The 21,366-nt window shown below is 63.6% G+C and carries 22 protein-coding genes and 1 pseudogene; 5 read left to right on the forward strand and 18 right to left on the reverse strand.

The window, feature by feature from the left end; all coding sequences use genetic code 11:
* Positions 1 to 114 precede the first annotated feature (114 nt).
* The 7 genes from BMZ02_RS05840 to BMZ02_RS18955 all read right to left on the reverse strand — a co-directional run bounded on the left by BMZ02_RS05840 (position 115) and on the right by BMZ02_RS18955 (position 5,691).
* Positions 115 to 528: a regulatory protein GemA gene (locus BMZ02_RS05840; RefSeq protein WP_091640803.1), complete on the reverse strand. Its 414-nt coding sequence runs from the start codon at positions 526 to 528 to the stop codon at positions 115 to 117.
* A 195-nt stretch (positions 529 to 723) separates the two neighbouring features.
* Complete coding sequence (locus BMZ02_RS05845) at positions 724 to 951, reverse strand: hypothetical protein (protein ID WP_091640805.1); 228 nt, start codon at positions 949 to 951, stop codon at positions 724 to 726.
* Positions 952 to 953: 2 nt separating this feature from the next.
* The gene (locus BMZ02_RS05850) at positions 954 to 2,153 is read right to left on the reverse strand and encodes an ExeA family protein (RefSeq protein ID WP_216110717.1); all 1,200 of its coding nucleotides are present in this window, start codon (positions 2,151 to 2,153) and stop codon (positions 954 to 956) included.
* Between the two features lie 102 nt (positions 2,154 to 2,255).
* Positions 2,256 to 3,818, reverse strand: a complete 1,563-nt coding sequence (locus tag BMZ02_RS05855) for an integrase core domain-containing protein (protein ID WP_171909832.1) — start codon at positions 3,816 to 3,818, stop codon at positions 2,256 to 2,258.
* Between the two features lie 208 nt (positions 3,819 to 4,026).
* The gene (locus tag BMZ02_RS05860) at positions 4,027 to 4,980 is read right to left on the reverse strand and encodes a hypothetical protein (protein ID WP_091640808.1); all 954 of its coding nucleotides are present in this window, start codon (positions 4,978 to 4,980) and stop codon (positions 4,027 to 4,029) included.
* Positions 4,977 to 5,303: a helix-turn-helix domain-containing protein gene (locus BMZ02_RS05865; RefSeq protein ID WP_171909833.1), complete on the reverse strand. Its 327-nt coding sequence runs from the start codon at positions 5,301 to 5,303 to the stop codon at positions 4,977 to 4,979. The genes BMZ02_RS05860 and BMZ02_RS05865 overlap by 4 nt, the downstream gene beginning before the upstream one ends.
* Positions 5,296 to 5,691 (reverse strand): hypothetical protein, encoded by a 396-nt coding sequence (locus BMZ02_RS18955; protein WP_171909834.1) that lies wholly within the window; start codon positions 5,689 to 5,691, stop codon positions 5,296 to 5,298. The genes BMZ02_RS05865 and BMZ02_RS18955 overlap by 8 nt, the downstream gene beginning before the upstream one ends.
* 509 nt (positions 5,692 to 6,200) lie before the next feature.
* Here BMZ02_RS18955 and BMZ02_RS05870 point away from each other — a divergent pair.
* From BMZ02_RS05870 to phoR, 4 genes are all read left to right on the forward strand, one after another.
* On the forward strand, positions 6,201 to 6,827 hold the full coding sequence (locus BMZ02_RS05870; protein WP_091640813.1) for a helix-turn-helix domain-containing protein: 627 nt from the start codon (positions 6,201 to 6,203) through the stop codon (positions 6,825 to 6,827).
* A gap of 575 nt (positions 6,828 to 7,402) precedes the next feature.
* Positions 7,403 to 8,026: a phosphonate ABC transporter, permease protein PhnE gene (gene phnE / locus BMZ02_RS05880; protein ID WP_245753958.1), complete on the forward strand. Its 624-nt coding sequence runs from the start codon at positions 7,403 to 7,405 to the stop codon at positions 8,024 to 8,026.
* A 107-nt stretch (positions 8,027 to 8,133) separates the two neighbouring features.
* Positions 8,134 to 8,826, forward strand: coding sequence for a phosphate regulon transcriptional regulator PhoB (phoB, locus tag BMZ02_RS05885; protein WP_091640818.1), 693 nt, complete (start codon positions 8,134 to 8,136; stop codon positions 8,824 to 8,826).
* 6 nt (positions 8,827 to 8,832) lie between these two features.
* The gene (phoR, locus tag BMZ02_RS05890) at positions 8,833 to 10,152 is read left to right on the forward strand and encodes a phosphate regulon sensor histidine kinase PhoR (protein WP_091640821.1); all 1,320 of its coding nucleotides are present in this window, start codon (positions 8,833 to 8,835) and stop codon (positions 10,150 to 10,152) included.
* Between the two features lie 30 nt (positions 10,153 to 10,182).
* On the opposite strand, the gene BMZ02_RS05895 is transcribed toward phoR, so the two are convergent.
* From BMZ02_RS05895 to BMZ02_RS05920, 6 genes and pseudogenes are all read right to left on the reverse strand, one after another.
* Positions 10,183 to 10,788, reverse strand: coding sequence for a Yip1 family protein (locus BMZ02_RS05895; protein ID WP_091640822.1), 606 nt, complete (start codon positions 10,786 to 10,788; stop codon positions 10,183 to 10,185).
* Complete coding sequence (phoU, locus tag BMZ02_RS05900; RefSeq protein ID WP_091641850.1) at positions 10,785 to 11,507, reverse strand: phosphate signaling complex protein PhoU; 723 nt, start codon at positions 11,505 to 11,507, stop codon at positions 10,785 to 10,787. The genes BMZ02_RS05895 and phoU overlap by 4 nt, the downstream gene beginning before the upstream one ends.
* Before the next feature lie 52 nt (positions 11,508 to 11,559).
* Positions 11,560 to 12,388 (reverse strand): annotated as a pseudogene (gene pstB / locus BMZ02_RS05905) (phosphate ABC transporter ATP-binding protein PstB); the annotation flags it as partial.
* A gap of 42 nt (positions 12,389 to 12,430) precedes the next feature.
* Positions 12,431 to 14,095: a phosphate ABC transporter permease PstA gene (gene pstA, locus BMZ02_RS05910; RefSeq protein WP_091640824.1), complete on the reverse strand. Its 1,665-nt coding sequence runs from the start codon at positions 14,093 to 14,095 to the stop codon at positions 12,431 to 12,433.
* A 20-nt stretch (positions 14,096 to 14,115) separates the two neighbouring features.
* A complete protein-coding gene (locus tag BMZ02_RS05915; protein ID WP_216110719.1) occupies positions 14,116 to 16,380 on the reverse strand; it encodes an ABC transporter permease subunit in 2,265 nt (754 codons plus the stop codon).
* 209 nt (positions 16,381 to 16,589) lie between these two features.
* Positions 16,590 to 17,570 (reverse strand): PstS family phosphate ABC transporter substrate-binding protein, encoded by a 981-nt coding sequence (locus BMZ02_RS05920; protein WP_425425068.1) that lies wholly within the window; start codon positions 17,568 to 17,570, stop codon positions 16,590 to 16,592.
* Positions 17,571 to 17,797: 227 nt separating this feature from the next.
* Here BMZ02_RS05920 and BMZ02_RS05925 point away from each other — a divergent pair, with 227 nt between their 5' ends.
* A complete protein-coding gene (locus BMZ02_RS05925) occupies positions 17,798 to 18,388 on the forward strand; it encodes a glutathione S-transferase family protein (RefSeq protein WP_091640833.1) in 591 nt (196 codons plus the stop codon).
* 60 nt (positions 18,389 to 18,448) lie between these two features.
* On the opposite strand, the gene BMZ02_RS05930 is transcribed toward BMZ02_RS05925, so the two are convergent.
* The 5 genes from BMZ02_RS05930 to BMZ02_RS05950 form a co-directional block, all read right to left on the reverse strand.
* A complete protein-coding gene (locus BMZ02_RS05930) occupies positions 18,449 to 18,724 on the reverse strand; it encodes a ComEA family DNA-binding protein (RefSeq protein WP_091640836.1) in 276 nt (91 codons plus the stop codon).
* Between the two features lie 94 nt (positions 18,725 to 18,818).
* Positions 18,819 to 19,544 (reverse strand): orotidine-5'-phosphate decarboxylase, encoded by a 726-nt coding sequence (pyrF, locus tag BMZ02_RS05935; RefSeq protein ID WP_425425070.1) that lies wholly within the window; start codon positions 19,542 to 19,544, stop codon positions 18,819 to 18,821.
* Positions 19,541 to 20,710 (reverse strand): lipopolysaccharide assembly protein LapB, encoded by a 1,170-nt coding sequence (lapB, locus tag BMZ02_RS05940; RefSeq protein ID WP_091640846.1) that lies wholly within the window; start codon positions 20,708 to 20,710, stop codon positions 19,541 to 19,543. The genes pyrF and lapB overlap by 4 nt, the downstream gene beginning before the upstream one ends.
* Position 20,711: 1 nt before the next feature.
* Entirely contained in the window at positions 20,712 to 21,005 is a 294-nt protein-coding gene (locus BMZ02_RS05945) for a LapA family protein (protein WP_091640849.1), read from the reverse strand.
* A 76-nt stretch (positions 21,006 to 21,081) separates the two neighbouring features.
* Positions 21,082 to 21,363, reverse strand: a complete 282-nt coding sequence (locus BMZ02_RS05950; protein WP_091640852.1) for an integration host factor subunit beta — start codon at positions 21,361 to 21,363, stop codon at positions 21,082 to 21,084.
* Between the last annotated feature and the right edge of the window lie 3 nt (positions 21,364 to 21,366).

Raw genomic sequence — 21,366 nt, forward strand, 5'->3', positions numbered from 1 at the left:
ACAGCAGGCCGGCGCGACGCACGGTGAAGCACTTCAGCAGAAGCAGAGAAGACGGAAGGCGGAGGGAAAGGCGCTCTTGTGAGCGAGAAGGCAGCGTGGCAATGGGTCAGCGCTTTATCGCGAAGGAGGGGCGCGAGATACCATCCTTTTCAGAGCCACCAGCGCCTTGCCTGCGGTGTTCTGGTCGGTAAAACGAAGCGCTGTGACACCGAAGCTTCGCTCCAGCCAATGATCGAGCCCCCGGGGATCGGGCTCCCCTTTATATCGCTGCCACAGGTCCCGGATGTACTCAACCTGGTCAGGAGTAGCCATCCCCCTCCGGTTGCCATACGTGCGGTGGGCTCGCGGAGTCTGGAACCCCATCTCAGCAAGCCTGTCGATGACAGCCTGAAATCCGGCGCTGTCTAAATGCTTAGAGCTGGTGACGCCGGCAACATCCTGGAGCAACTCTCGGTACGCGGCATCGGACAACGACAGCTTCGCCTTTGCCACATGTAGCATGCTAGTTTGTTTCTTGCTGATGCCCATACTTCCTCCCGATTCGGATGAATTCTGGCACCCTGGAGGGCCAGCCACGGAAACTCGCCCTCGATACCGACCGTGACCCCGCGTAAAACCCGTTTAATATCCCGCTGAGTTGTTTAATAGCTTTGACCCTAGGCAACCCCCGCACAACGCCGCTCAAACGGCTTAGAAGGCGTTGTGCGGGGTTCCGATGGCAACCTAGCCACCGAGATCGCTCAGTTTCTCGATAAGCCTGGAGGCCTCCTCTTCCACTGCTTCAGCCATGTGCATTATTCGGGCCTCCCGCTCCTTCGGGGAGATCGTTGCGTCCGTGTCATCCATCAGGACCCGGGCGGCTGCCCAGCTGAGGGACCGAATCCTCATCACACCTTTGGTGACGTCCATAAGCTCTCGATCCACGGAATCGATCTGGTGTACTTCAGGCATATTCACACCCCTTTGACGATTTCGGCGTTGACTTTCTGCGACCCAACCTCCGCTGCGAGGTTCATGCACTTCACGACCAGGTTGTTCACCACGAGCGGGTAGAGCATCGAAATCGGCTCCCGACTGGACCGACTTCGCAGCATCAGTCGCTCTTCCATGACGCCAAAGGCGTCAGGGTCGAAGCACGCGGCAAGCTCTTTGCCAATGCGCTTGAACTTGAGGGTGAGGTATTCCTGAAGGTGTCCGTTGAGTGGCTCCATTTCCGCCACCTCGATCCTACGAATCACCTCACAAGCCTGACGATTGCGCCTTTCATCCAGGGTGCCACGCAGCTCCGGTTGGCCGACGAGGATAATCGACAGGAGCCTCCTAAAACCGTCCTCCAGTTCCCAGAACCGCTTGAGATACTTGAGCGTCGGGATGGTCAGGTCATGCGCCTCCTCGATGATAAGGACATGGCTGTTCCCGCCACGGCTTGAATCGGTGAGGAGTCGCTCAATCTGCCGGGCCTTCGCTTCCAGCTCTTTGCGTGGCCGCTCCTGGGAGATGTCGGCAATGATCGAATCGCACACGGCCCCGGCCGTCAGCCGCCCTTTGTCGATAATGCGCGGCATGATGGGCGTAATTGACTCACCATCGCGCTGAATGCGATCCAGGAGGTCGCGGCGCAACACACTTTTGCCAGCGCCGGACTCCCCAATCACCGCCAGGAAGCCGCCGTGCTTGGCCGTGCTGAACATGTACTCCCGGATGTAGCGCTGCCCGGGTGAGAGGAAAACGTCGTCCGGCCCCTGAACGTCATCCATGAAGGGGTCGCGGAACAGTGAAAAATGGCGTCGTGCAAGCTGTGATAGCATCTCGTTCTCCGGTAGTTGAGTCTCTTCGTCAGCGATCGGAGCGGTGGCCTGGCCCAGTCGTGCGCGGTCTTGGTCGGTCGAACTCGGCTGGAACAGGCCATCGTCAATCTCCAGGGCCACCTCCACATCCTCCTCCGCGGCACCGCTCTGCCGCAGAAACGCCTTAAGCTGGCTTTGCAGCATGGACCTGGACGCGGAACGCTCCGGCCAGTAACCCCGATTGAGAATATGTCCCACGGTCGGGTTGCTTGGCCTGGGCCCATTCGGCATGGTCAGGAAGCTGGCAAGGTCAGCCCGGCGCAGGCCGAGGGCGGCCATGATCTTCTTCGCTTTGAGTGGCGTCATAGGTCGCGTTCGCAACTCCTCCCATCGGGGTTGTGGCTGGTTTATGCTCATCGTGCTTTGCCTCCTGGGTTCTCCGGCCTGTGGGCCGGCGTTACGCCGTGTTTACACGGCCTTTAAGGAAGAGGGGCGTTTGCCGGTGGGCGGCCCCGCCCCACCAGACAGCCAATCAACGACTGCGCCCAGACTGTCTTCGGGAACGCCATCCGGAAACGCCCGACGAATGGCCTGGTTCTCCTCCGGCTTGATCGGCCGCTCCAGCTTCACAGCGAGGCGCTTCATCGCTTCGATGTGCGTCAAGGGCTGGACTTCGAGGGCGGCAGCAGGATTTGGCACATCCAGCGCCGTTCCCTTGCGGCGCATGTAGCTGGGCAACTCGTCCGCTTCCAGGTAGGAAATAGGGTCGATGCTGCCCTGGAACGCCGGCTCTCGCTTAGCTCGGGCCCGCTCCACCTCCCGGTTGGTCTCGGCGCCGTAGGCTTCCCGTGCGAGAGCTTTGCGGTGGGTATCCGTATCGGTGTCACCAACCGAGTGAAAGCCCTCTCCATAGACAGGCGAATCCAGTCGAAAACCTGCCTCATCCCGCTGAACCGGATCGCACTCGACGAGGATCTCGCCCCCGTTTTCGTCAAGACCGGCAACCAGCACAGAAGGCGCTCTGTAAGGGTTCACCGACACATCGACCTGCTCCCCAACCCGAACGCCAGGAACATGCTCAACGGAATACGTAGCCTGCCCCCAGCCCTGGACGGCGAAGCTGACGGAGAGATCTGAAGCGACCTTGCGTTGCACCGGCTTCGTTTGCAGAAGCTCGCGGCACAATTCCAATGGCGGACAGATACGCAGCTGATCTTCCCGGATGGTTTGCCACAAGCCGTAGCGCGTCTTCTTTGTCCGGGAATGCTGCCGCTTGCTGTTGAAATGGCGCATCCACGCATGGGCCTTCTCATTCAGCTCTTCGATACTCTCGATCCGCATCATGTAGAGCCGGCCCTCAAAGTGTCGCTCCACGATGTCGTGCGTACGCTCAACCTGTCCCTTGGCCCGCGGGTTACCCGGCTCATGAGCGATATGCTCCACCTGCAACCGGTCCAGGAGGTTGCGAATCATGTAGGACTGGTTTGCGCTGCCAGCGTCCCAGACCAGCGTGGACGGCACGCCATGAAATGGGTCATTGGGATGTGGCCGCTCGGCAAAAGCGCTCATCAAGAACTTGAATAGGGTTTCCTGGTCTTCGCCCGCGGCCTGGAAATACTCGAGGTAGAAGGCGCCGCTGAAGTGGTCCGTGACCAGGTAGCGCAGAACGCGCTGATTCTCGATGCGCTTCAGATTATGCGGCTTATTCTTATAGAACTCCTTCTCCTCCATGACCTGTAGGCCGCCGGTCGTCAGCCGGTACAGCACGCAGATCGAAACATCGAACTGCCAAACATGGTTGGCATGCATGGAGCGCATCGAAACATGCGGCGCGGGGGTGGCCAGTTGGTCTGGGTGAAACCCTGCCTCCCGCATCACGCGTGCAAAGGTTGCAGGCGACGCGTATGTCTCAATGCGGCCGTTCGCGAAGGCGATATCGATTGCATCTCTGAAGGACAGCAACCTCTTGCCGTTCTGCCTAGTCGATTCATGGATGAGATTCGCGACCACTCGCGCTTCTTCTACGGTCACGACACTATTCCCGCGGTCCTGGCGGCGGCGACGCCTCGACGTCCAGCCCACCTCTCTGAGGCCGCGGTACACTCGATCACGAGACCACCCCAAGAACTCACAGGCGCGACCGACAATCTCTTGCTTTGAGCCACGCGGCGCCGACCGAAGCGCGTCGGCGACCTCCATGAGATAGCGGTGTTGGCCTTCGGTGAGCTTCGGCATAGCGCTAGCCCTCGCCATCTATCCACGAATCGTCGAAATCCAGATCCACAACAGGGAGCTGATAGCGGGCCTGAACTTCGTCCAGGCGAATCCGAAGCCGTGCAATGACCTGGGCGCAGGCATGGGTAAGGTCTCGCGGAGCGCTGTCCATCTGGCAGATCTCAGAGATGACAGCCTCTGGCTCCAGGAGGGCGTCGCAGACCGAAGCGACGGTGGTCTCAAGGCGCCTAGAGAGCTCCTTTTCTCGCTCGTCAGGTGACAGCGCAGCCGCTCGCTCCAGCTGCGTCTCAAGCTCGGTAACGCGCTGAGACTTCTTCTCGTTTACACGGCGCTGCGCCTCCAAATCCTGCTTTGTATCGGAGAGCTGCCGCTTGAGCTGATCCTTTTCCTTGGAGTGGCGCTGCGTCATCTCATCAATCATTTCGGCGATCGCTTCTTTATCTCCCGAGCGAACCGCTTCGCCATTGATAATCAGCTCCCGCTCCTCACTCGGGATCTTCCGTAGCTTACGGAGCTCTCTGTAGCCGACACCTGCACGTCCCAGCGCCTCTAGCGCCTGTTCCCCGAACTCGCTAAGGTTCCGCAGATCTTCATCCACCTTGCTGGCACTACTCCCCAGCGCCCGGCAATACCCGTCCCAAGTGCCGACGTCGGCAATTTCGCTGCCATCCGCATCAACCCCTTTTTTGCCCTTAAGTGCCCGATAGAGCTTGTTTTTCTTGACGTGATCCAGCTTCATCAAACTCACGACAGTCGCGAGTTTTGAGAATGAGTTGGCCATCTGAACCTGACCGAGCAACTGGTTCGCCAAATCCCGCTGCTCTGTGTATCCGGAAGCCCGTGCCGCTTCGTCCACCTGAAGCAGCTCCATGCGATCAGCCTGCTCTCCGGCCAGCTGGGCCGACTGAACTGCCTGCTGCAGATCTTGCTGTTGTGTTTCAGGTGCCTTCTTGCTCATACGTTCAGCTCCTTGCCAGTCACTTCGCGATACTCCGCACGGATACCGTTGATCCTGCTCCAGGTGTATTGCTCGTACTCGTAGGCGATCTGGGCCAGCTTCGTGCTCACTTGCCACCGCTCCTCCTTGGCCCCGGATTCGCACTGAATGGCCACCGCCCAGCCAGCCGACTTCAGCGTGACCAACAGACGCCAGACAGTTGCCCTCGGAATACCAAGCTCGCCACTGAGCTCCCTTAGGGTTTTCCCTTGAAACCCGCCATCGGTGAGGCATTCCACTACCCGGAGCGCCTTCGCGGCAGACTGATTGATGCCTTCATTCATGGGCCTGATTCCTTCGGTTCGGATACTTGAGCTGCATGATGTAGCGATGAATGGCGCTGCGGCTGGGAGACCGCGAACCAAAGCGTTTCCGGCAGGCAGCCGTGATCTCGTCATAGGTGCGGTACCCGCGCAGGCTGTGTATGAACGCCCGGATCTCGGGGTTGGTCCTGATGGTCGAGGCCCTACCAGGGCGCCGCTCAGCGAGAACAGCTGCACTCTCTGGCAACGAAGGGCTGATAAGGGGCGGATCACCGCGTCGCCCCTCCATACCGGCAATGACCTCGGTCATTGCTGTGTTAAGGACCTGGATCATCTCTGCGCCCGACAAACTCGACAGCCGGGACAGGATTTGGTGGCCTCTCTGTCGGGCTTCTGCGTTGCTCAGCATGGGCGCCCCGCTCCCTTGATTGGCCGAAACTGAGACTCACGCACTGCGTGCGCGTGCTCTTTGCAGACGAGGTACTCGCACCCGTTGGAATGTCTTATGTATTGGGCCGCTTCCCTCCTGCAGCGGCGATCTCTCGTCGTAACTGCCTCGCAGCGCATCACCTGCAACCTCCTCCAATCCGCTTCTGTTACTCGTCGTGCGCTCCACTCGCCCGGGTATGCGCAACACCAGAAGCCCTAAGGATTCTCTCGCGAAGCCTTCGGCCCTTAGGCCCATTCCAGGCGCCAACGATTGCCGCCCTAGCATTGCTCGGGTTGTGACCGTTTTTCCGGCACCAACCAGACAAGGTCTGACCTTGAGCAACAAAACCCGCACGTACCTTCAGATAGAGCTCTGGACCGGGCTGGACCTGATTGATGTTCACAGGGCGCTCCTTCATCATTACTTATGACAGACAACCTAAACACATGTAGTATTATATTAGTCATATAGAGTATGGACAAGTCAATATGAGTACTGCGGCTGATGTTCAGGCTGTGCTTGAGCGTGTTGGTAGGCTCCTGGGGGTTGGCGCCGACAGCGATATTGCGCGAGGCCTTGGCGCCTCCCCGCAAACCCTGTCTACGTGGAAGAGGCGAGGCACGATCCCTTACGAGCGATTGATCCGTTTCGCTGCGGAACACGATGTCTCGCTGGATTACTTACTGCTGAACAGGAAAGCCCGCCCCGACCCGATCGACTGGGATCTGGTTGAGCGAATTACTCAAGCGCTTAAGGATCCCGAGGGTTTCCCGCGTCTGAGTCTAGGAGGGGCCCAGGTTCTCTTGGACATCTACAATCAGGCTGTGGCGACTGATGATGCTGAGGCGCAGGAGCAGATCATTCGGGGTGCAATCCGTATGCTGAAGATGGCGATTCTGCGCGGACAGCGGGATCAGATGAGGGAGTTCGCTGAGGAGAATCCCGAGGCCGCCCCCAGCGAGACTGATGAGGCGATAGCATCTATGGACCGAGAGCTCGAACAGTTGGAGCGTGAAAAGGATAGCTATCGGGTAACGCAGCAAGTCAGTGGAAAGAAGCACCAAATTGCCGGCCGCGACGTGGTAAATAAAGGTAAGCATCGAGAGGAGGAGTAGTTTTGGCGAACACTGAGCGCCACCGTGTCCGCCAAAGCATCGATGGTCACGGCCACCAAATCGCCGGGCGAGACATCATAAACCAGGGTGGGCACTTCGACCTGGACGGGGCCAGGCCTACCTTGAGGTCCTGCGAACACTGCGGGTGGCCGGGGTTAGCCCTTGAAGCTCCCGTGTGCCCACAATGCGGGCACGACTACGCTGATGAGCGCCGTCGCAAAGAGGAATCGACTCATCAACAGAACCGAGCCTTTGTGCAAGGGGTCGGCGTTGTGGCGATAGCGCTCATCCTCGCCGCAACCTCTGTGGCTCAGAGCACGTGGCTGACATGGATTGACGCGCTCTTGGTGTCTGCGGCGGTCGCGATTCTACTTTGGGGCGTCTGCGCTGCCACCCCCATCTACGCCCGTTACTGGCTGGCAAAGTGGAGACGGCGACGCGAACGTTAGGAACTCTGCAGCTCCCCCTCCCGGTTCCCTCTCAATCTGAAATGACCGTTTCAACCCATCTCAGACCCCTATAGACCACAACAGCCCAGATAATGCCATTATCTTGAAACCTACCAGGGGAATATCTTGGAGAGGGACAACCTGAGTCGGCTCGGCCCCATCACCGGCTACATGCTGGAGACGCTGAACATGGCCATCGTCGGCGTGGCCTTCGGTGTGGTGCTGAGCGTGCCCCTGGCGCTGCTGTCCTCCCGGAACACCACGCCCCACCCTGTCGTGCGGATCATCGCCCGGGGCGTGACCGCGGTGCTGCGGACCATCCCGGAGCTGATCTGGGCGCTGATCTTCGTTGCCGCGGTGGGGCTCGGTCCACTGGCCGGCATTCTTGCCATCATCATGGACACCATCGGCTTCTGCGCCCGTTTCTTCGCGGAGCGTATCGAGGAGATCCGCGCCGGCCCCTCCGAGGCCATCCAGTCCACCGGTGGCGGCCGCAGCGCCGTGATCTTCGGCGCCATCCTGCCCGAGGCCATGCCGTCCATGACCGCCACCAGCCTGTTCGGTGTTGAGAAGGCCATCCGGTCGGCGGTGATCCTCGGGCTGGTGGGCGCAGGCGGCATCGGTGTCGAGCTGAGCTCGGCCATGAGCTTGTACCGCTACGATGTGGCCCTGACCATCATCATGGTCATCGTCACCGTTGTCGTGGTGGTGGAAACCATCTCCTCGGCCATCCGCCGGCGGATCATGTAGGCTCCACGTCATGGACGTGCCGCAAATGTGTCATGGATCTGTCACATCCCGCTGGTTAACTGTCGGTGCTCAAGGGAACCAGCCTTGTCAGGACGCGGGGATACCACATGACGGACAAGACCGTACTGATCGTCGACGATGAAAAGCCGATCCGGGAGATGGTGGAGTTCAGCCTGGAACGGTCCGGCTTCCGGGTCGTGGAGGCCGGCGATGCCGCCGAGGCGCGGGTGGCCATCACCGACCACCAGCCGGACCTGATCCTGCTCGACTGGATGCTGCCGGACACCAGCGGCCCGGACCTCGCCCGCGCCCTGCGGCGCGAGAACATGCTCGGGGACATCCCCATCATCATGCTGACGGCGCGCACCGAGGAGGAAGACAAGGTGCGCGGCCTGGAGGCGGGCGCGGATGATTACGTCACCAAACCGTTCGGCCCGCGGGAGCTGATCGCGCGGATCCAGGCAGTGCTCAGGCGCACTGGCGGCGACGAGGCCGAGGAGAATCTGGAGATCGGTCCGCTGCGCATCGAGATCGCCGCGCACCGCGTCATGGTCAATGACAGCCCCATCCACCTGGGGGCAACGGAATTCCGCCTGCTGAAGTTCTTTGCCGGACACCCGGATCGGGTCTACACTCGCGAGCAACTGCTGGACCGGGTCTGGGGCCCGAACGTCTACGTCGAGGAGCGGACCGTGGATGTCCACATCCGGCGGCTGCGCAAGGCCCTGGACGGCACCGGTGCCGAGCGTTTTGTCCAGACCGTACGTGGAGCCGGCTACCGCTTCTCCACCCGCGAGTAACCCGCCATGACCAACTCCCCGTGGCCGGACGAGATCAGCCGCCTCACCGCCGTGGTGGTCCCCGCTGCGGTGGTGGGCATGCTCACGGGCTACCTGGCCGTGTCCCTGCTGGTCGGGATCACCGGGTTCGCCGGGTGGCACATCTACCAGCAGCACCGCCTCTACACGTGGCTCAGCACCTCGCGCAGTGCCAATCCTCCCGAGGGCACGGGGCTCTGGGGGGCGATCTACGATCAGGTCTTCCACATGCAGCGCCGCAACCGCAGGCGCAAGAAGCGCCTGGGCGCCATCCTCCACGAGTTCCGGCAATCCACCGCCGCCATGCCCGACGGCACCGTGGTGCTGGCACCGGACAACCGCATTGTCTGGTTCAACGCCGCGGCGCAGCGGCTGCTGCACCTGCAGTCCCCCGACGACATGGGCCAGCACGTGCTCAATCTGATCCGCAGCCCCGCCCTGAAGGCGTACTTCGATACGGGTTCCTTCCAGGAAGCGGTGGAGATGACCAGTCCGTTCGACGATGCCACGCGGCTGTCCATGCAGGTCATCCCCTACGGGCGCGACCAGCGGCTGCTGATCGCCCGGGACATCACCCGTCTGCACCGCCTGGAGCAGGTGCGGCGGGACTTCGTGGCCAACGCCTCCCATGAGCTGCGAACGCCCCTGACCGTCATCTCCGGGTATCTCGAGAGCATGCGCGATGACGACGGAGCCGCCGCCCGGGAGTGGCGCAAGCCCGTGCAGGAGATGCACAACCAGGCCGGGCGGATGCGCCAGATCCTCGAAGACCTGCTCACCCTCTCCCGCCTGGATGCCCAGCCGGACCCCGGCGCCGAAGAGCGGGTGGATGTGGCCGCGCTGGTCCGCGGCATCTGCCGGGACGGCCGGATGACGGCCACCAACCGCATCACGGTGGACTGCGACAGCGATGAACGCATCGGATTGCGGGGCGTGCACAGCGAGCTGCGCAGCGCCTTCGGCAACCTGGTCCAGAACGCCGTGAAGTACTCCACGGCCGGGGGCGAGGTGCACGTGCGCTGGTACCGGGACGGGGACACGGCCTGCCTGGACGTGGTGGACAGCGGTATCGGCATCCCGCAAAAGCACATCCCGCGGCTGACCGAGCGCTTCTACCGCGTCGATGACGGCCGCTCAAGGGACCGGGGCGGCACCGGGCTGGGCCTGTCCATCGTGCGCCACGCCCTGCAACGCCACGACGCCAGCCTCGAGATCCACAGCCGCCCCGGCGAAGGCAGCACGTTCCGCTGTCGCTTCCCGGCGGAACGCATCATTGCCATGGCGCACGCCTCCGCCACCGGGTCATGACGGCAAACGGCCGCGACGCAACACGCCGGGTCAGATCAACCAGGTGGTGCCGAGGCGGACCTCGGGCGCTGCCCCGGGAATCAGGCTGACCGCCTGCCATCCGAACGCGAACACCACCAGCAGGGCGGCACCGAGACTGGCCGCATAGTGGCCGACACGGTTGCCCGGTCGCATGCCGAGTATCACCACGAAGGCGGCATAGAGCAGCACCAGGCTGTAGAGGATGCCGCCCAGTGCCAGGGAGGCGCCGTACGGCCAGGGCAGCGCCGCCAGCACGTTCCCCACCCAGGCCGGCACCATGGCCACGGACACCGCCGCCAGCGCGCGCCGGAAATCGGAGCGCCCCTGGAACAGATCACACAGGTAGTGGGCGGCGGCCGCCAGGGCCAGCACCCCCACCAGCTGCGTCAGCCCACTGTAGATGCTGAACGGCACCAGCTGCGGCCGGGTCTCCGGCGGAAACCCCGAGGGCAGCACGTCATGGGCCATGGCCGAGGCCACGACGCTGAGAACGATCACCGGGATGGTGAACCGCGTCAGCAACGCAACCGGCTCCGGATCGTGGGCACGCCACTCCCGCAGCACTGCACGGGGCCGGTAGAACACCCCCTTGATTGCCCCCCACGCCCAGGTCAACCGCGGTCTCCCGTGGCCTCCCGGGCCATCTGGTCGAAGCTGGTGTGGCGCACGTCCTTGCCGCGCACAAAGTAGACCACGTACTCGCAGATGTTGCGGGCCCGATCGCCGATCCGCTCCATGGAGCGGGCCGCCCAGACAATGTCCATGAGGCGGGGAATGGTCTCCGGCGACTTCTTCATCTGGTCCATGAGCCGCTGCAGCACCACTTCGTACTGGCTGTCCGCCTGGATATCCTGCTGGGCCACACGCACGGCGTGCTCGGCGTCCATGCGCGCCACGGCATCCAGGGCACCCCGCAGCATGTCGCGCACGTGGCTGCCGAATGCGCCCATCTCGGCTACAGGGGCCACGGCGCGGTCCTCCTCCAGCAGGTAGAGGGCCATGCGGCCGATGCGCTCGGCCTCGTCGCCGATGCGCTCCAGGTCGGTAATGGTCTTGACCACGGCCATCACCAGCCGCAGGTCGCTGGCGGTGGGCTGACGACGCACCAGCACGTGGGTGCACGCCTCGTCCAGCTCCACCTCGAGCGAGTTCACCTTGTAGTCACTGGTGATCACCGTCTGTGCCAGCTCCCGGTTGCCGTCCACCATCGCGGAGACCGCGTCCGTGAGCTGCTGCTCGACGATGCCACCCATGGCGAGCACCCGGGTGTGGATGTCCTCCAGCTCCTCGTTGAACTGGTGGGAGATATGCTGCTTGAAGAAGCCTTGATCAATGGAATCGTCGGTCATCGCCGCATCCCCTGTGTGGTCCGGGTGCCCGGTCTGTCTAGCCGTGGCGTCCGGTGATGTAGTCCTCCGTCTCCTTGCGGGACGGGTTGGTGAACAGCGTGTCCGTGTCGTTGAACTCCATGACCTCACCCAGGTACAGGTAAGCGGTGTAGTCCGACACGCGCGCGGCCTGCTGCATGTTGTGGGTGACAATGACGATGGTGTAGTGCTTCTTCAGATCGAACATGAGCTCTTCGATCTTGAGCGTCGCCAGCGGGTCCAGCGCCGATGCCGGCTCGTCCAGCAACAGCACCTCGGGCTCGATGGCCACGGCGCGGGCGATCACCAGCCGCTGCTGCTGCCCGCCGGAGAGTCCGAAGGCGTTCTCGTGCAGGCGGTCCTTCACCTCGTCCCACAGCGCCGCCTGGCGCAGGGATTTCTCCACCACGTCATCCAGAATGCGCCGTTTCTTCACCCCCTGCAGACGGAGACCGTAAGCGACGTTCTCGTAGATGGACTTGGGGAACGGGTTGGGCTTCTGGAAGACCATGCCCACCCGCCGGCGCAGCTCCGGTATATCCATGGACTTGTCGTGAATGTCATGGCCGTCGATGCGGATCTGGCCGTCAAGCCGGCAGTTGTCGACCAGGTCGTTCATGCGGTTCATGCAGCGCAGCAGCGTGGACTTGCCACACCCGGACGGGCCGATGAATGCCGTCACCCGCTCGCGCGGCAACTGCATGTTGATGTTCTTCAGCGCCTGATCATCGCCGTACCAGAGGTTGAGGTTCTCCACCTCGATGCAGATGTCCTCTCCACGCAACCGCTGGCCACCCGCGGGCGCGCCGGCGCTGGACGGTGCGGACTGCCGTGACGGTGCTGTCTGAATCGCTTGTTCGCTCATGATGATTCGCTGCTCCACGTTGAACCTAGTCCCCTTCCGCGCGGTAGCGCTCCCGGAGGTGGTTGCGGATGGTGATGGCCGTCAGGTTGAGAACGATGATCACCAGGATGAGTACCAGTGCCGTCGCGTAGACCAGCGGCCGCCCCGCCTCGACGTTGGGGCTCTGGAAGCCGACGTCGTAGATATGAAAGCCCAGGTGCATGAAACTGCGGTCCAGGTGAATGAAGGGCCAGCTCGCCTCCACCGGCAACTGCGGAGCCAGCTTCACCACACCCACCAGCATTAGCGGCGCCACCTCGCCGGCGGCCCGGGCAACGGCCAGAATCAGCCCGGTAATCATGGCCGGCGTGGCCAGTGGCACCACGGTGCGCCAGAGCATTTCACCCTTGGTGGCACCCAGCGCCAGCGCGCCGTGCCGGATGGAGCCGGGAATGCGCGACAACCCCTCTTCCGTGGAGACAATCACCACCGGCAGCGTCAGCAGGGCGAGCGTCAGCGAAGCCCACAGCACGCCCCCCTTGCCAAAGGTGGGCGCCGGCAACCGGTCTGAGTAGAACAGCTGATCCACACCACCGCCGACGAAATAGACGAAGAACCCCAGACCGAAAACGCCAAAGACGATGGATGGAACCCCGGCCAGGTTGTTCACGGAGATGCGGATCATGCGCGTCAGCGGCCCCTGCCTGGCGTACTCGCGCAGGTAGATGGCGGCCAGCACCCCGAACGGTGTCACGAACACCGCCATGACCATGGTCATGAGCACCGTGCCGAAGATCGCCGGCAGAATCCCGCCCTCGGTATTGGCTTCCCGGGGATAACCCGAGACGAAATCCCAGAACTCGCCCACGTAGAAGCGCAGCTTCTCGCCGGTGTTCATGACGTTGGGCCGGCTGGGCTTGACGATGTCACCCAGCGCCATGACCACCTGCTCGCCCTCGGCGGTCTCCAGCATCACCTGGAAGCGCCGGATTTCCTCCAGGAGCGCGTTGCGGCGCTCGGCCAGCTCGTCGTACTCGGCCTCCCAGCGGTTCCGTTCTTCCGCGAGCGCCTGTTCCTGCTCGGTGCGGTCTTCCTCGGACAGAGTGTCGTCCATGGCCAGGCGCCGCTGGGCAAGCCGGATCTCCTCGATCTCCGCATTCACGGCGCCGATCTCGACGCGCTCGATCTGCCCGATCTCCTCGATGCGTGGCCGATTCTCGGCGAACAGCCGCTCGAAGGTCTCCCACGCCCCATCGTCGTCGGCAACCACCTCGTCACCGACCCGGACCTCCCGAAGAAAGCCGTAGAAATCCCCCCATTCCCGGCGCTCCAGGCGCACGGCATCGTCCGGGTAGGACCACTCGGACATGTTCTCCTCGACGTACCAGGTGAAGTCCTGATCCGTGACGTCGCGGTTGCCGCGCTTGATGCGGTGGCGGGTAACCAGGTCCTCGTCGGCATCCACCTCAAAGCCGCGCTCGCGCGCGGCCCGGGCGGTCAGGGTCTCGGACCGGTCCACCTCCCCCAGCACCTGAACCGGCTCGTCCCCGGGTTCGGCGTACTCGAAGGCGACGATATCCCGTGGCCAGAAGTGCTGCAGGCCATTGAAGGCAACATGGCCGATCAGCCCCACCACCATGACCAGGCTGATGGCCACGGCCCCGGCGTTAAGCCAGATCCAGGGTGTGCCCTTGTTGAACCACTCGCGCATGATCCGTGTCTCCGGGGTCGTTACAGGGTGCTGTACTTCTTGCGCAGCCGGTGGCGCACGACTTCAGCAAGGGTGTTGAGAACAAAGGTCATGACGAACAGAACCAGCGCGGCCAGGAACAGGATGCGGTAGTGCGTGCCGCCCACGGCCGCCTCCGGCATCTCCACGGCGATGTTGGCCGACAGGGTGCGCATGCCCTCGAAGATGTTGAAGTTGACCACCGGGCTGTTGCCCGTGGCCATGAGCACGATCATGGTCTCGCCCACGGCGCGCCCGAAGCCGATCATCACCGCGGAGAAGATGCCGGGGCTGGCGGTCAGCAGCACCACCGTGACCACCGCCTGCCAGGGCGTGGCCCCCAGGGCCAGGGCGCCCTGGGTGAGATGCCTGGGGACGTTGAACACGGCATCCTCGGAGATGGAGTAGATTGTCGGGATCACGGCGAAGCCCATGGCCATGCCCACCACCAGGGCGTTGCGCTGGTCGTAGGTGATGCCCTGGTTGGTCAGCCACTGACGCATGTCGCCGTCGAAGAACCACAGCTCCACCAGCGGACTCATGCTCACGCACAACCAGCCCACCCCGAGCACCACCGGAATCAGCAGCGCCGCCTCCCAGCCGGGCGGTACGGCCCCGCGCCACTGCGCCGGCAGCAACCGTGACCAGACCCAGGCCATGACGAGAAAGGCCACCGGCATCAACAGGAACAGGCTGAACACTGCCGGCAGATTGTTCTCCACGAACGGTGCCGCCCACAGCCCCGCAAGAAACCCGAGAATGACCGTGGGCAGCGCCTCCATGATCTCGATGGTCGGCTTGGTCATGGTGCGCATGCGCGGCGACATGAAACAGGCCGAGTAGATGGCCGCGAGAATGGCCAGGGGCGCCGCGAACAGCATGGCGTAGAAGGCGGCCTTGAGCGTGCCCACGGTCAGGGGCACCAGGGAGAACTTGGGCTCGAACTCCTGGGTGGCCGACGATGACTGCCACACGTAGGCGGGATTGTTGCGCCCTTCGTACCAGACCTTCTGCCACAGCGCGCTGATGGAGATCTCCGGGTGCGGGTTGTGCACATCCAGATAGCGAAAGCCACCGTCGGCGCCCACCACCAGCATGGCGTTCTGGCGCGGCGCCATGGTCACCGATTCCACCTGGATGTCGCCGCCCAGGGCGAGGCGCGCCATGGTCCGCGCCGACGTGGCGTAATGGAGCTGCACCGTGCCGTCCTCGGCCGCGGTGGCGAATCCCTTGCGGGCGTGCTCCGGACCGATGCTGGTCACCGGCGCATCGTGAGACTCGAAATCGCGAATCTTGCGCAGGCGACGCTCGCCATCACCATCGCGGACCACGAACCACTGGCTCACGGAGCCGTCGGAGCCACCCGCGATCATGGAGACGGCCCCGAGCAGGAAATCCAGCGCCGTGACCTCGGCGTTGTCCCCTTCGATGGCCCGCTCACTGGCCAGCAACCGGGGGCTGCTCATCCGGGAGATATCGTAATAATGAAGCCTGCCGTCGCCACCGCCGACGAACAGATTACGCATGGTGGTGTCCATGAGGATCTGGGTGACTTCCACCCCGTCCTCCGGCCATGGCACCTCGTAGACCTGGCGCTCAACGGTGACGTCGCCGGTCAGGAAGTCCTCGTCCTCCTCGAACAACACGATGCGGAGCTGTTCGTTGGCGTTGTTGGCAGCGACGATGGCCGTGCCACGGCGCCCCCGCTGCACGCCGATGGCGTCGATCGAATAGCCATCCTCCGCGAAGATATCCAGGGGCTCGCCTCCGCCCTCCGGGTACTGGATCGACGGCTCCACGGTGCGCTCGCCACCGGGGTAGGAGACGTCGTAGGCGTGCCGGGCAAAGATCGCCGTGCCGTCGTCCAGGCCGTAGCCCACCAGGTGGCTCCGGGCCTCACCGGTGGCAAAACTGGTCACGTTCACGCCATCGGGGCGCTGCATGCGCTCTTCCCGGATCACCTCGCCGTCCGATGGCCGGAAGAACACCGCCCGGGCGTCGTCCGTGAACCGGACCGCCACCTCGCGATACCGCTCCATGGCGGTATGCAGGGTCTCGCTGCCGCCATCGCCAGGCGCGGCGTAGGCGCCCGCCGGCGTCATCTCCGCGGCGCCGAAGATGGGCGTCACTTCCGAGAAGAGATAGACGAACATGAGGATCAGGGTGCCGATCACGCCGATGCCGAACGTGGCAATGGTGCCCTTGCCGACCCGGTCCTTGACGGCCCGCCAGCGGCGCAGCCGCCGCCGCTGTCCTTCGGACGGCATATGGCCGCGTGACACAGGGGAACCGGGAGAGGTGCCGACATCGGTCATGACGATTGGCCCGCTGGGTTAAGTGGAGGACTGGGGGCATGGTAGTGAGCGCCCGTGACGGTTCCGTGACACCCGGATGTCAGTTCCGTGTCATGGAATCCGCCCAAAAAAAAACCGCGCCCGGAGGGCGCGGCATCAGGGGACAGTGTGAATGCTACCGGCTATTCGAGACCGAGCTGCTCCCGCTCACGGGACGCCGCGGACTCGGGCATGGGGATAAAGCCGTCACGCCGGACCACATCCTGCCCTTCCTCCGAGAGCACCAGACGCAGGAACTCACGCTCGATCGGCGGCAGATCCTCGTTGGGGTCCTTGTTCACGTAGACGTAGAGGAAACGCGCCAGCGGGTAATCGCCGGAGATGGCGTTCTCGGCGTTCGGCTCGTAGAGGTTGTCCGGATCATCGCCGAGCTTGATGGCCCGCACGCCGGAGGTGTTGTAGCCGATACCGGAATAGCCGATGCCGTTCAGCGACTCGGACACCCCCTGAACCACCGAGGCGGAACCGGGCTGCTCGTTGATGGCATCCTTGAAGTCACCGTCGCACAGAGCGTGCTCACGGAAGTAACCATAGGTTCCCGAGACAGCATTGCGGCTGTAGAGGGTGAAATCGCGGTTCTCCCAGTCGCCATCCAGGCCCACCTGTCCCCAGCGGGTTATGTCCTCGTCACCGCCGCAGCGGCGGGTCTCCGAGAAGATCGCATCCACCTGGTCGATGGACAGGCCGTCGATGGGGTTGTCACGGTTGACGAACACCGCAATGGTGTCGATGGCGACGCGCACCAGGGTGGGCGGGTAGCCGTGGGCGTCCTCGAACGCCTCGATCTCGGACTCACGCATCTGACGGCTCATGGGGCCGAAGTTCGCCGTGCCCTCGGCCAGCGCCGTCGGTGCCGTGCCCGAACCGGCGCCTTCGATCTGGATGTTGACGTTGGGGTAAAAGTCGTTGAACTCCTCGGCCCAGAGCGTCATCAGGTTATTGAGCGTGTCGGACCCCTGACTGGAGAGGCTGCCGGAGATGCCGGAGACGCTCTCGTAGCCCGGCAGGCTGTCGTCCAGCTCCGGACCCTCATCAGCAAAAGCCGGAAGCGCGGCGACGGCAAGGGCGGATGCGGCCACGGTCACAAGGCGGTTACGGAACATAGTCATCAACTCCACGTTGGGGCGGTCTGCGTTCTATCGCGGTTGCGTCGCTGGTGATCCGGAAGCGACTGCAGCGGAGTATGGGCGGAGTCGCTGACAGCGGCGTGACCGGCACGTGACCGTTCCATGACAGCCATTCCCTTGCGCACCAGAAAAGGGACCATACGTTCCAAATACGGCCCATATTGATTAAGCTGCAGGAGAATCCCAGCTTCAGGATGGCCGCAATGGATCTCTATTACAGCCTCACCTCGCCCTACGCGCGCATCGTGCGCGCCAGCCTGCTTGAGAAGCGGCTGGCCGACCGCACCGGCTATCATGTGGTCGATCCATGGTCCGACGATGCCGGGCTCATGCAGGTCAACCCGGCCACGCGCGTGCCCACGCTGGTGACGGACGACGGTGTCGCCATCACCGAGTCATTGCTCATCGTGCACTTCCTCGAAGCCAGCTGGCCCGATCCCACGCTCGTCCCGGAAGACCGGCGAGCGGAGATACTGGGGCAGGCCGGCCGGGCCGTGGGATTGATCGACGCCGGCGTACAGACGCTGCTGGCGAAACGGTTCGGCCCGGAGGGTGTGGATCAGGGGGTTCTCGGGCAGCGCCGCTCAAGGACCATCACGTCGACCCTGGACCGCCTTGAATCGCAGCCACCCGAGGCAGGCGGGGATCTCGGCGCCCTGGCCGTGGCGGTGGCGCTGCAGTACCTGGACTTCCGGTTTCCGGAGCTGGCCTGGCGGGAACAGCGGCCGGCACTGAGCCGGTGGCTTGAGCGGGTGGCGGTGCGCGAGTCGCTGTCAGCGACCGTGCCCCAGTAGTCCGCCGCAACGCAAAGCGCCCGCCAGGGGCGGGCGCACGGGGCCTCAGCCGGGGCGTGGTCAGTCCACGTCCACGGTCAGGCGCTCGCGGTTACTCTCCAGCGTTGCTGCGCCGACGCCCTGGACATTGGTGAGCGCGTCGACGCTGTCAAACCCGCCGTTGGCCTCGCGGTATTCCACGATGGCCGCCGCGCGGGACTCCCCCACCCCATCCAGCTCAGCCGCCAGCGTTTCGGCATCCGCGGTATTGAGGTCCACGGGGCCGGCAAACGCGGAGGCTGCGAACAGCATGGCCACAGCGGGGGCAAAACGGACAGCACGCCTGGATTTCGACATGATCAACTCCTTTTGTTATCGAGGCACGAACGTCAGTGTTCGCGGCTTCGCGTCAATGGAAGCGGGTCAAGATTAGCCCGCCGGCAACAGTAGTTCAAGCGCCGGACGGCCCCTGCTGAAGCTCGGCGGCGATGCCCTCGAGCGCCGCGCCGGGGTCCGCCGCAGCGGTAATGGGCCGCCCCACCACGAGATAATCGGCTCCGTCCGCCCGCGCCTGCGCTGGCGTCACGATCCGGCGCTGATCATCCGCAACGGCGTCCGCGGGTCGGATGCCAGGCGTTACCAGCACCGGTGCGTTGCCGTGCAGCGCACGCAACCGCGGCGCTTCCCGCGCCGAGCACACCAGCCCGTCCAGCCCGGCACCCAGGGCGAGCCCCGCCAGCCGTTCGACCAGCGCATCCGGCGCGTCGCCGAGACCGACCGCCGCGATATCCCCGGCGTCATGGCTGGTCAACACCGTCACGCCGATCAGCAGCGTGTTCTGCTGACCGGAGCGGCTGACCGCTTCCCGCGCCGCCTCCATCATCCGCACACCGCCCAGCGCGTGCACATTGACCATCCAGACGCCGAGATCGGCCGCGGCGCGGCACGCTCCGGCCACGGTGTTGGGAATATCGTGGAACTTGAGGTCCAGGAAGACACTGAACCCCCGCGCCTGCAGGCGCTCCACCAGGCCCGGGCCGGCACGGGTGAACAGCTCCTTTCCCACCTTCAGGCGGCACAGTGCCGGGTCGAGCCGGGCCGCCAGGGCCTCGGCACGCTCCGCGCTGTCCACGTCCAGCGCAACCACGATCCACGGCTGTTCACCTGCCACGCCTATTCCCCTTCCACGCCCTGTATGGGTTTGATGGTCGCCCACTTGCGGCAACTGGGACACTGCCAGTGCAGGGTGCGCGCACTGAAACCGCAGTTGCGGCAGGAGTAGCCGGGCTTGTCACGCAACAGCGCGTGGAAGAGCTCCCGGAGCACTTCCAGATCCGCGCCGTCTGTCTGCTCCGTGCGCGCGAGATTGAGCTCGATCAGGCGGTTCAGCCCACGCACGGACGGGCGCGCGCGCAGCTGCTCGATCAGATACTGCGCCGCAGCGCCCTCACCGTTGTCCTGACGGATGCGCTCCGCCAGGGCAAGGATGACGGACGCACCCCGGTAATCCCGGGAGACATCCTCCAGGAAGGCCCGGTAACCATCGGGGCGGCCGAGCTGGGTGTAACACTCGTGCAGCCCCACGAGCACTTCCGGCAGGTAGTCGCGATCCTGATCACGGACGCGCTGGTAGCACTTCAGCGCCTGCTTGTAGTTGCCCACGCTGCGCTCGATGTCGCCCTGCTGAATGCTGGCACGCACGCAGCCGGGGTCGGCGGTCAACGCCCGTTTGATGAGATTCCGGGCACGGTTGATCTCCCCGTCGCGCCACGCCCGGTCCACCTGTTCACAGTAGAACTGGGCCACCCGGGGTGCCATGCCCTGCTCGCTGTTGACCTCCAGGCGGGCGGCCACGAGAATCGCGTTATCCCACTCCTTCTCCTGCTGGTAGATATCCAGCAGGTGTTGCAGCGCCTGGGGGACGAAACTCCCCGTTTCCACCACCTCCTGGAACAGGTTCTCCGCACGGTCCAGGAGACCGGCGCGCAGGTAGTCCTCGCCCAGTTCCAGCAGGGCCTGGGTCCGTTGTTCGCGGTTGAGTGAGGGGCGGGCGATGAGATTCTGATGGATGCGGATGGCGCGATCGACTTCACCACGACGACGAAACAGGTTGCCGAGCGCCAGGTGGGTTTCGACCGTGTCCGAGTCCACCTCCACCATGCGGGTGAAGACTTCGATGGCCTTGTCCTGCTGCTCGTTGAGCAGATAGTTCAGGCCCTGAAAATAGTCACCCCGTAGCGGCTCCGCCCGGCCCGAACGCGCTCCCCCGCTCTGGCCACGTCTCGCGATGAACCAGCCGGAAAAGGCCGCCACCGGCAGGAGTAGCCAGAACAGTTCCACCATCTCAGTGACTATCTTTCAGCGGCAACCGGCGCAGCTCGTTCAGTTCCTTCTCCGTATCCTTGACACGCCGACGAAGCCGATGCACCTCGCGCTGCTTTCCGAGGATCATCCCGAGCGTGGTGAGCACGCCAATGACGGCACCAATAATCAGGGAAACGACCAGCGCCAGGGACAGCGGCATGGGAACGCTTCCGAAGTAGTAATCCACGTCCACGCTGTCGGCGTTCAGCAGCGCAAAACTCAGCCCGAACAGGATCACGATCAGGATGGCAACGAATCCGATCAACCGACGCATACCGGTTTACTCCCGTGTTTCGAGCGCGCGCCACGACGCCATTGTTTACGCTCCGGGGAGAGGCCTCGGCTGATGTTCAATCGCCGTTGACCCGCTGGCGGAGCTCCTTCCCCGGCTTGAAATGTGGCACATACTTCGCTGGCAGGGCAACTGGGTCCCCGGTCTTGGGGTTACGACCAATGCGCGGCGGACGGTGGTGCAGTGAGAAACTACCGAACCCGCGGATCTCGATACGATGACCGGAGGAAAGCGCCTCGCTCATGTGTTCCAGAAGCGTCTTGACCGACACTTCCACATCCCGGTAAGCGAGATGCTGCTGCTTGGATGCGATGACTTCGATGAGCTCGGATTTCGTCATTGT

Origin of the sequence: Aquisalimonas asiatica (genome assembly GCF_900110585.1) — a bacterium.
In the GTDB taxonomy this organism is placed as follows: domain Bacteria; phylum Pseudomonadota; class Gammaproteobacteria; order Nitrococcales; family Aquisalimonadaceae; genus Aquisalimonas; species Aquisalimonas asiatica.

What these genes read in the sequence shown, in the direction of transcription:
- BMZ02_RS05840 (WP_091640803.1), bottom strand. Translation starts at nt 528, where the DNA reads ATGGGCATCAGCAAGAAACAAACTAGCATGCTACATGTGGCAAAGGCG.
- BMZ02_RS05845 (WP_091640805.1), bottom strand. Translation starts at nt 951, where the DNA reads ATGCCTGAAGTACACCAGATCGATTCCGTGGATCGAGAGCTTATGGAC.
- BMZ02_RS05850 (WP_216110717.1), bottom strand. Translation starts at nt 2,153, where the DNA reads ATGACGCCACTCAAAGCGAAGAAGATCATGGCCGCCCTCGGCCTGCGC.
- BMZ02_RS05860 (WP_091640808.1), bottom strand. Translation starts at nt 4,980, where the DNA reads ATGAGCAAGAAGGCACCTGAAACACAACAGCAAGATCTGCAGCAGGCA.
- BMZ02_RS05865 (WP_171909833.1), bottom strand. Translation starts at nt 5,303, where the DNA reads ATGAATGAAGGCATCAATCAGTCTGCCGCGAAGGCGCTCCGGGTAGTG.
- BMZ02_RS18955 (WP_171909834.1), bottom strand. Translation starts at nt 5,691, where the DNA reads ATGCTGAGCAACGCAGAAGCCCGACAGAGAGGCCACCAAATCCTGTCC.
- BMZ02_RS05870 (WP_091640813.1), top strand. Translation starts at nt 6,201, where the DNA reads ATGAGTACTGCGGCTGATGTTCAGGCTGTGCTTGAGCGTGTTGGTAGG.
- phoB (WP_091640818.1), top strand. Translation starts at nt 8,134, where the DNA reads ATGACGGACAAGACCGTACTGATCGTCGACGATGAAAAGCCGATCCGG.
- phoR (WP_091640821.1), top strand. Translation starts at nt 8,833, where the DNA reads ATGACCAACTCCCCGTGGCCGGACGAGATCAGCCGCCTCACCGCCGTG.
- pstA (WP_091640824.1), bottom strand. Translation starts at nt 14,095, where the DNA reads ATGCGCGAGTGGTTCAACAAGGGCACACCCTGGATCTGGCTTAACGCC.
- BMZ02_RS05915 (WP_216110719.1), bottom strand. Translation starts at nt 16,380, where the DNA reads ATGCCGTCCGAAGGACAGCGGCGGCGGCTGCGCCGCTGGCGGGCCGTC.
- BMZ02_RS05920 (WP_425425068.1), bottom strand. Translation starts at nt 17,570, where the DNA reads ATGTTCCGTAACCGCCTTGTGACCGTGGCCGCATCCGCCCTTGCCGTC.
- BMZ02_RS05925 (WP_091640833.1), top strand. Translation starts at nt 17,798, where the DNA reads ATGGATCTCTATTACAGCCTCACCTCGCCCTACGCGCGCATCGTGCGC.
- BMZ02_RS05930 (WP_091640836.1), bottom strand. Translation starts at nt 18,724, where the DNA reads ATGTCGAAATCCAGGCGTGCTGTCCGTTTTGCCCCCGCTGTGGCCATG.
- lapB (WP_091640846.1), bottom strand. Translation starts at nt 20,710, where the DNA reads ATGGTGGAACTGTTCTGGCTACTCCTGCCGGTGGCGGCCTTTTCCGGC.
- BMZ02_RS05945 (WP_091640849.1), bottom strand. Translation starts at nt 21,005, where the DNA reads ATGCGTCGGTTGATCGGATTCGTTGCCATCCTGATCGTGATCCTGTTC.
- BMZ02_RS05950 (WP_091640852.1), bottom strand. Translation starts at nt 21,363, where the DNA reads ATGACGAAATCCGAGCTCATCGAAGTCATCGCATCCAAGCAGCAGCAT.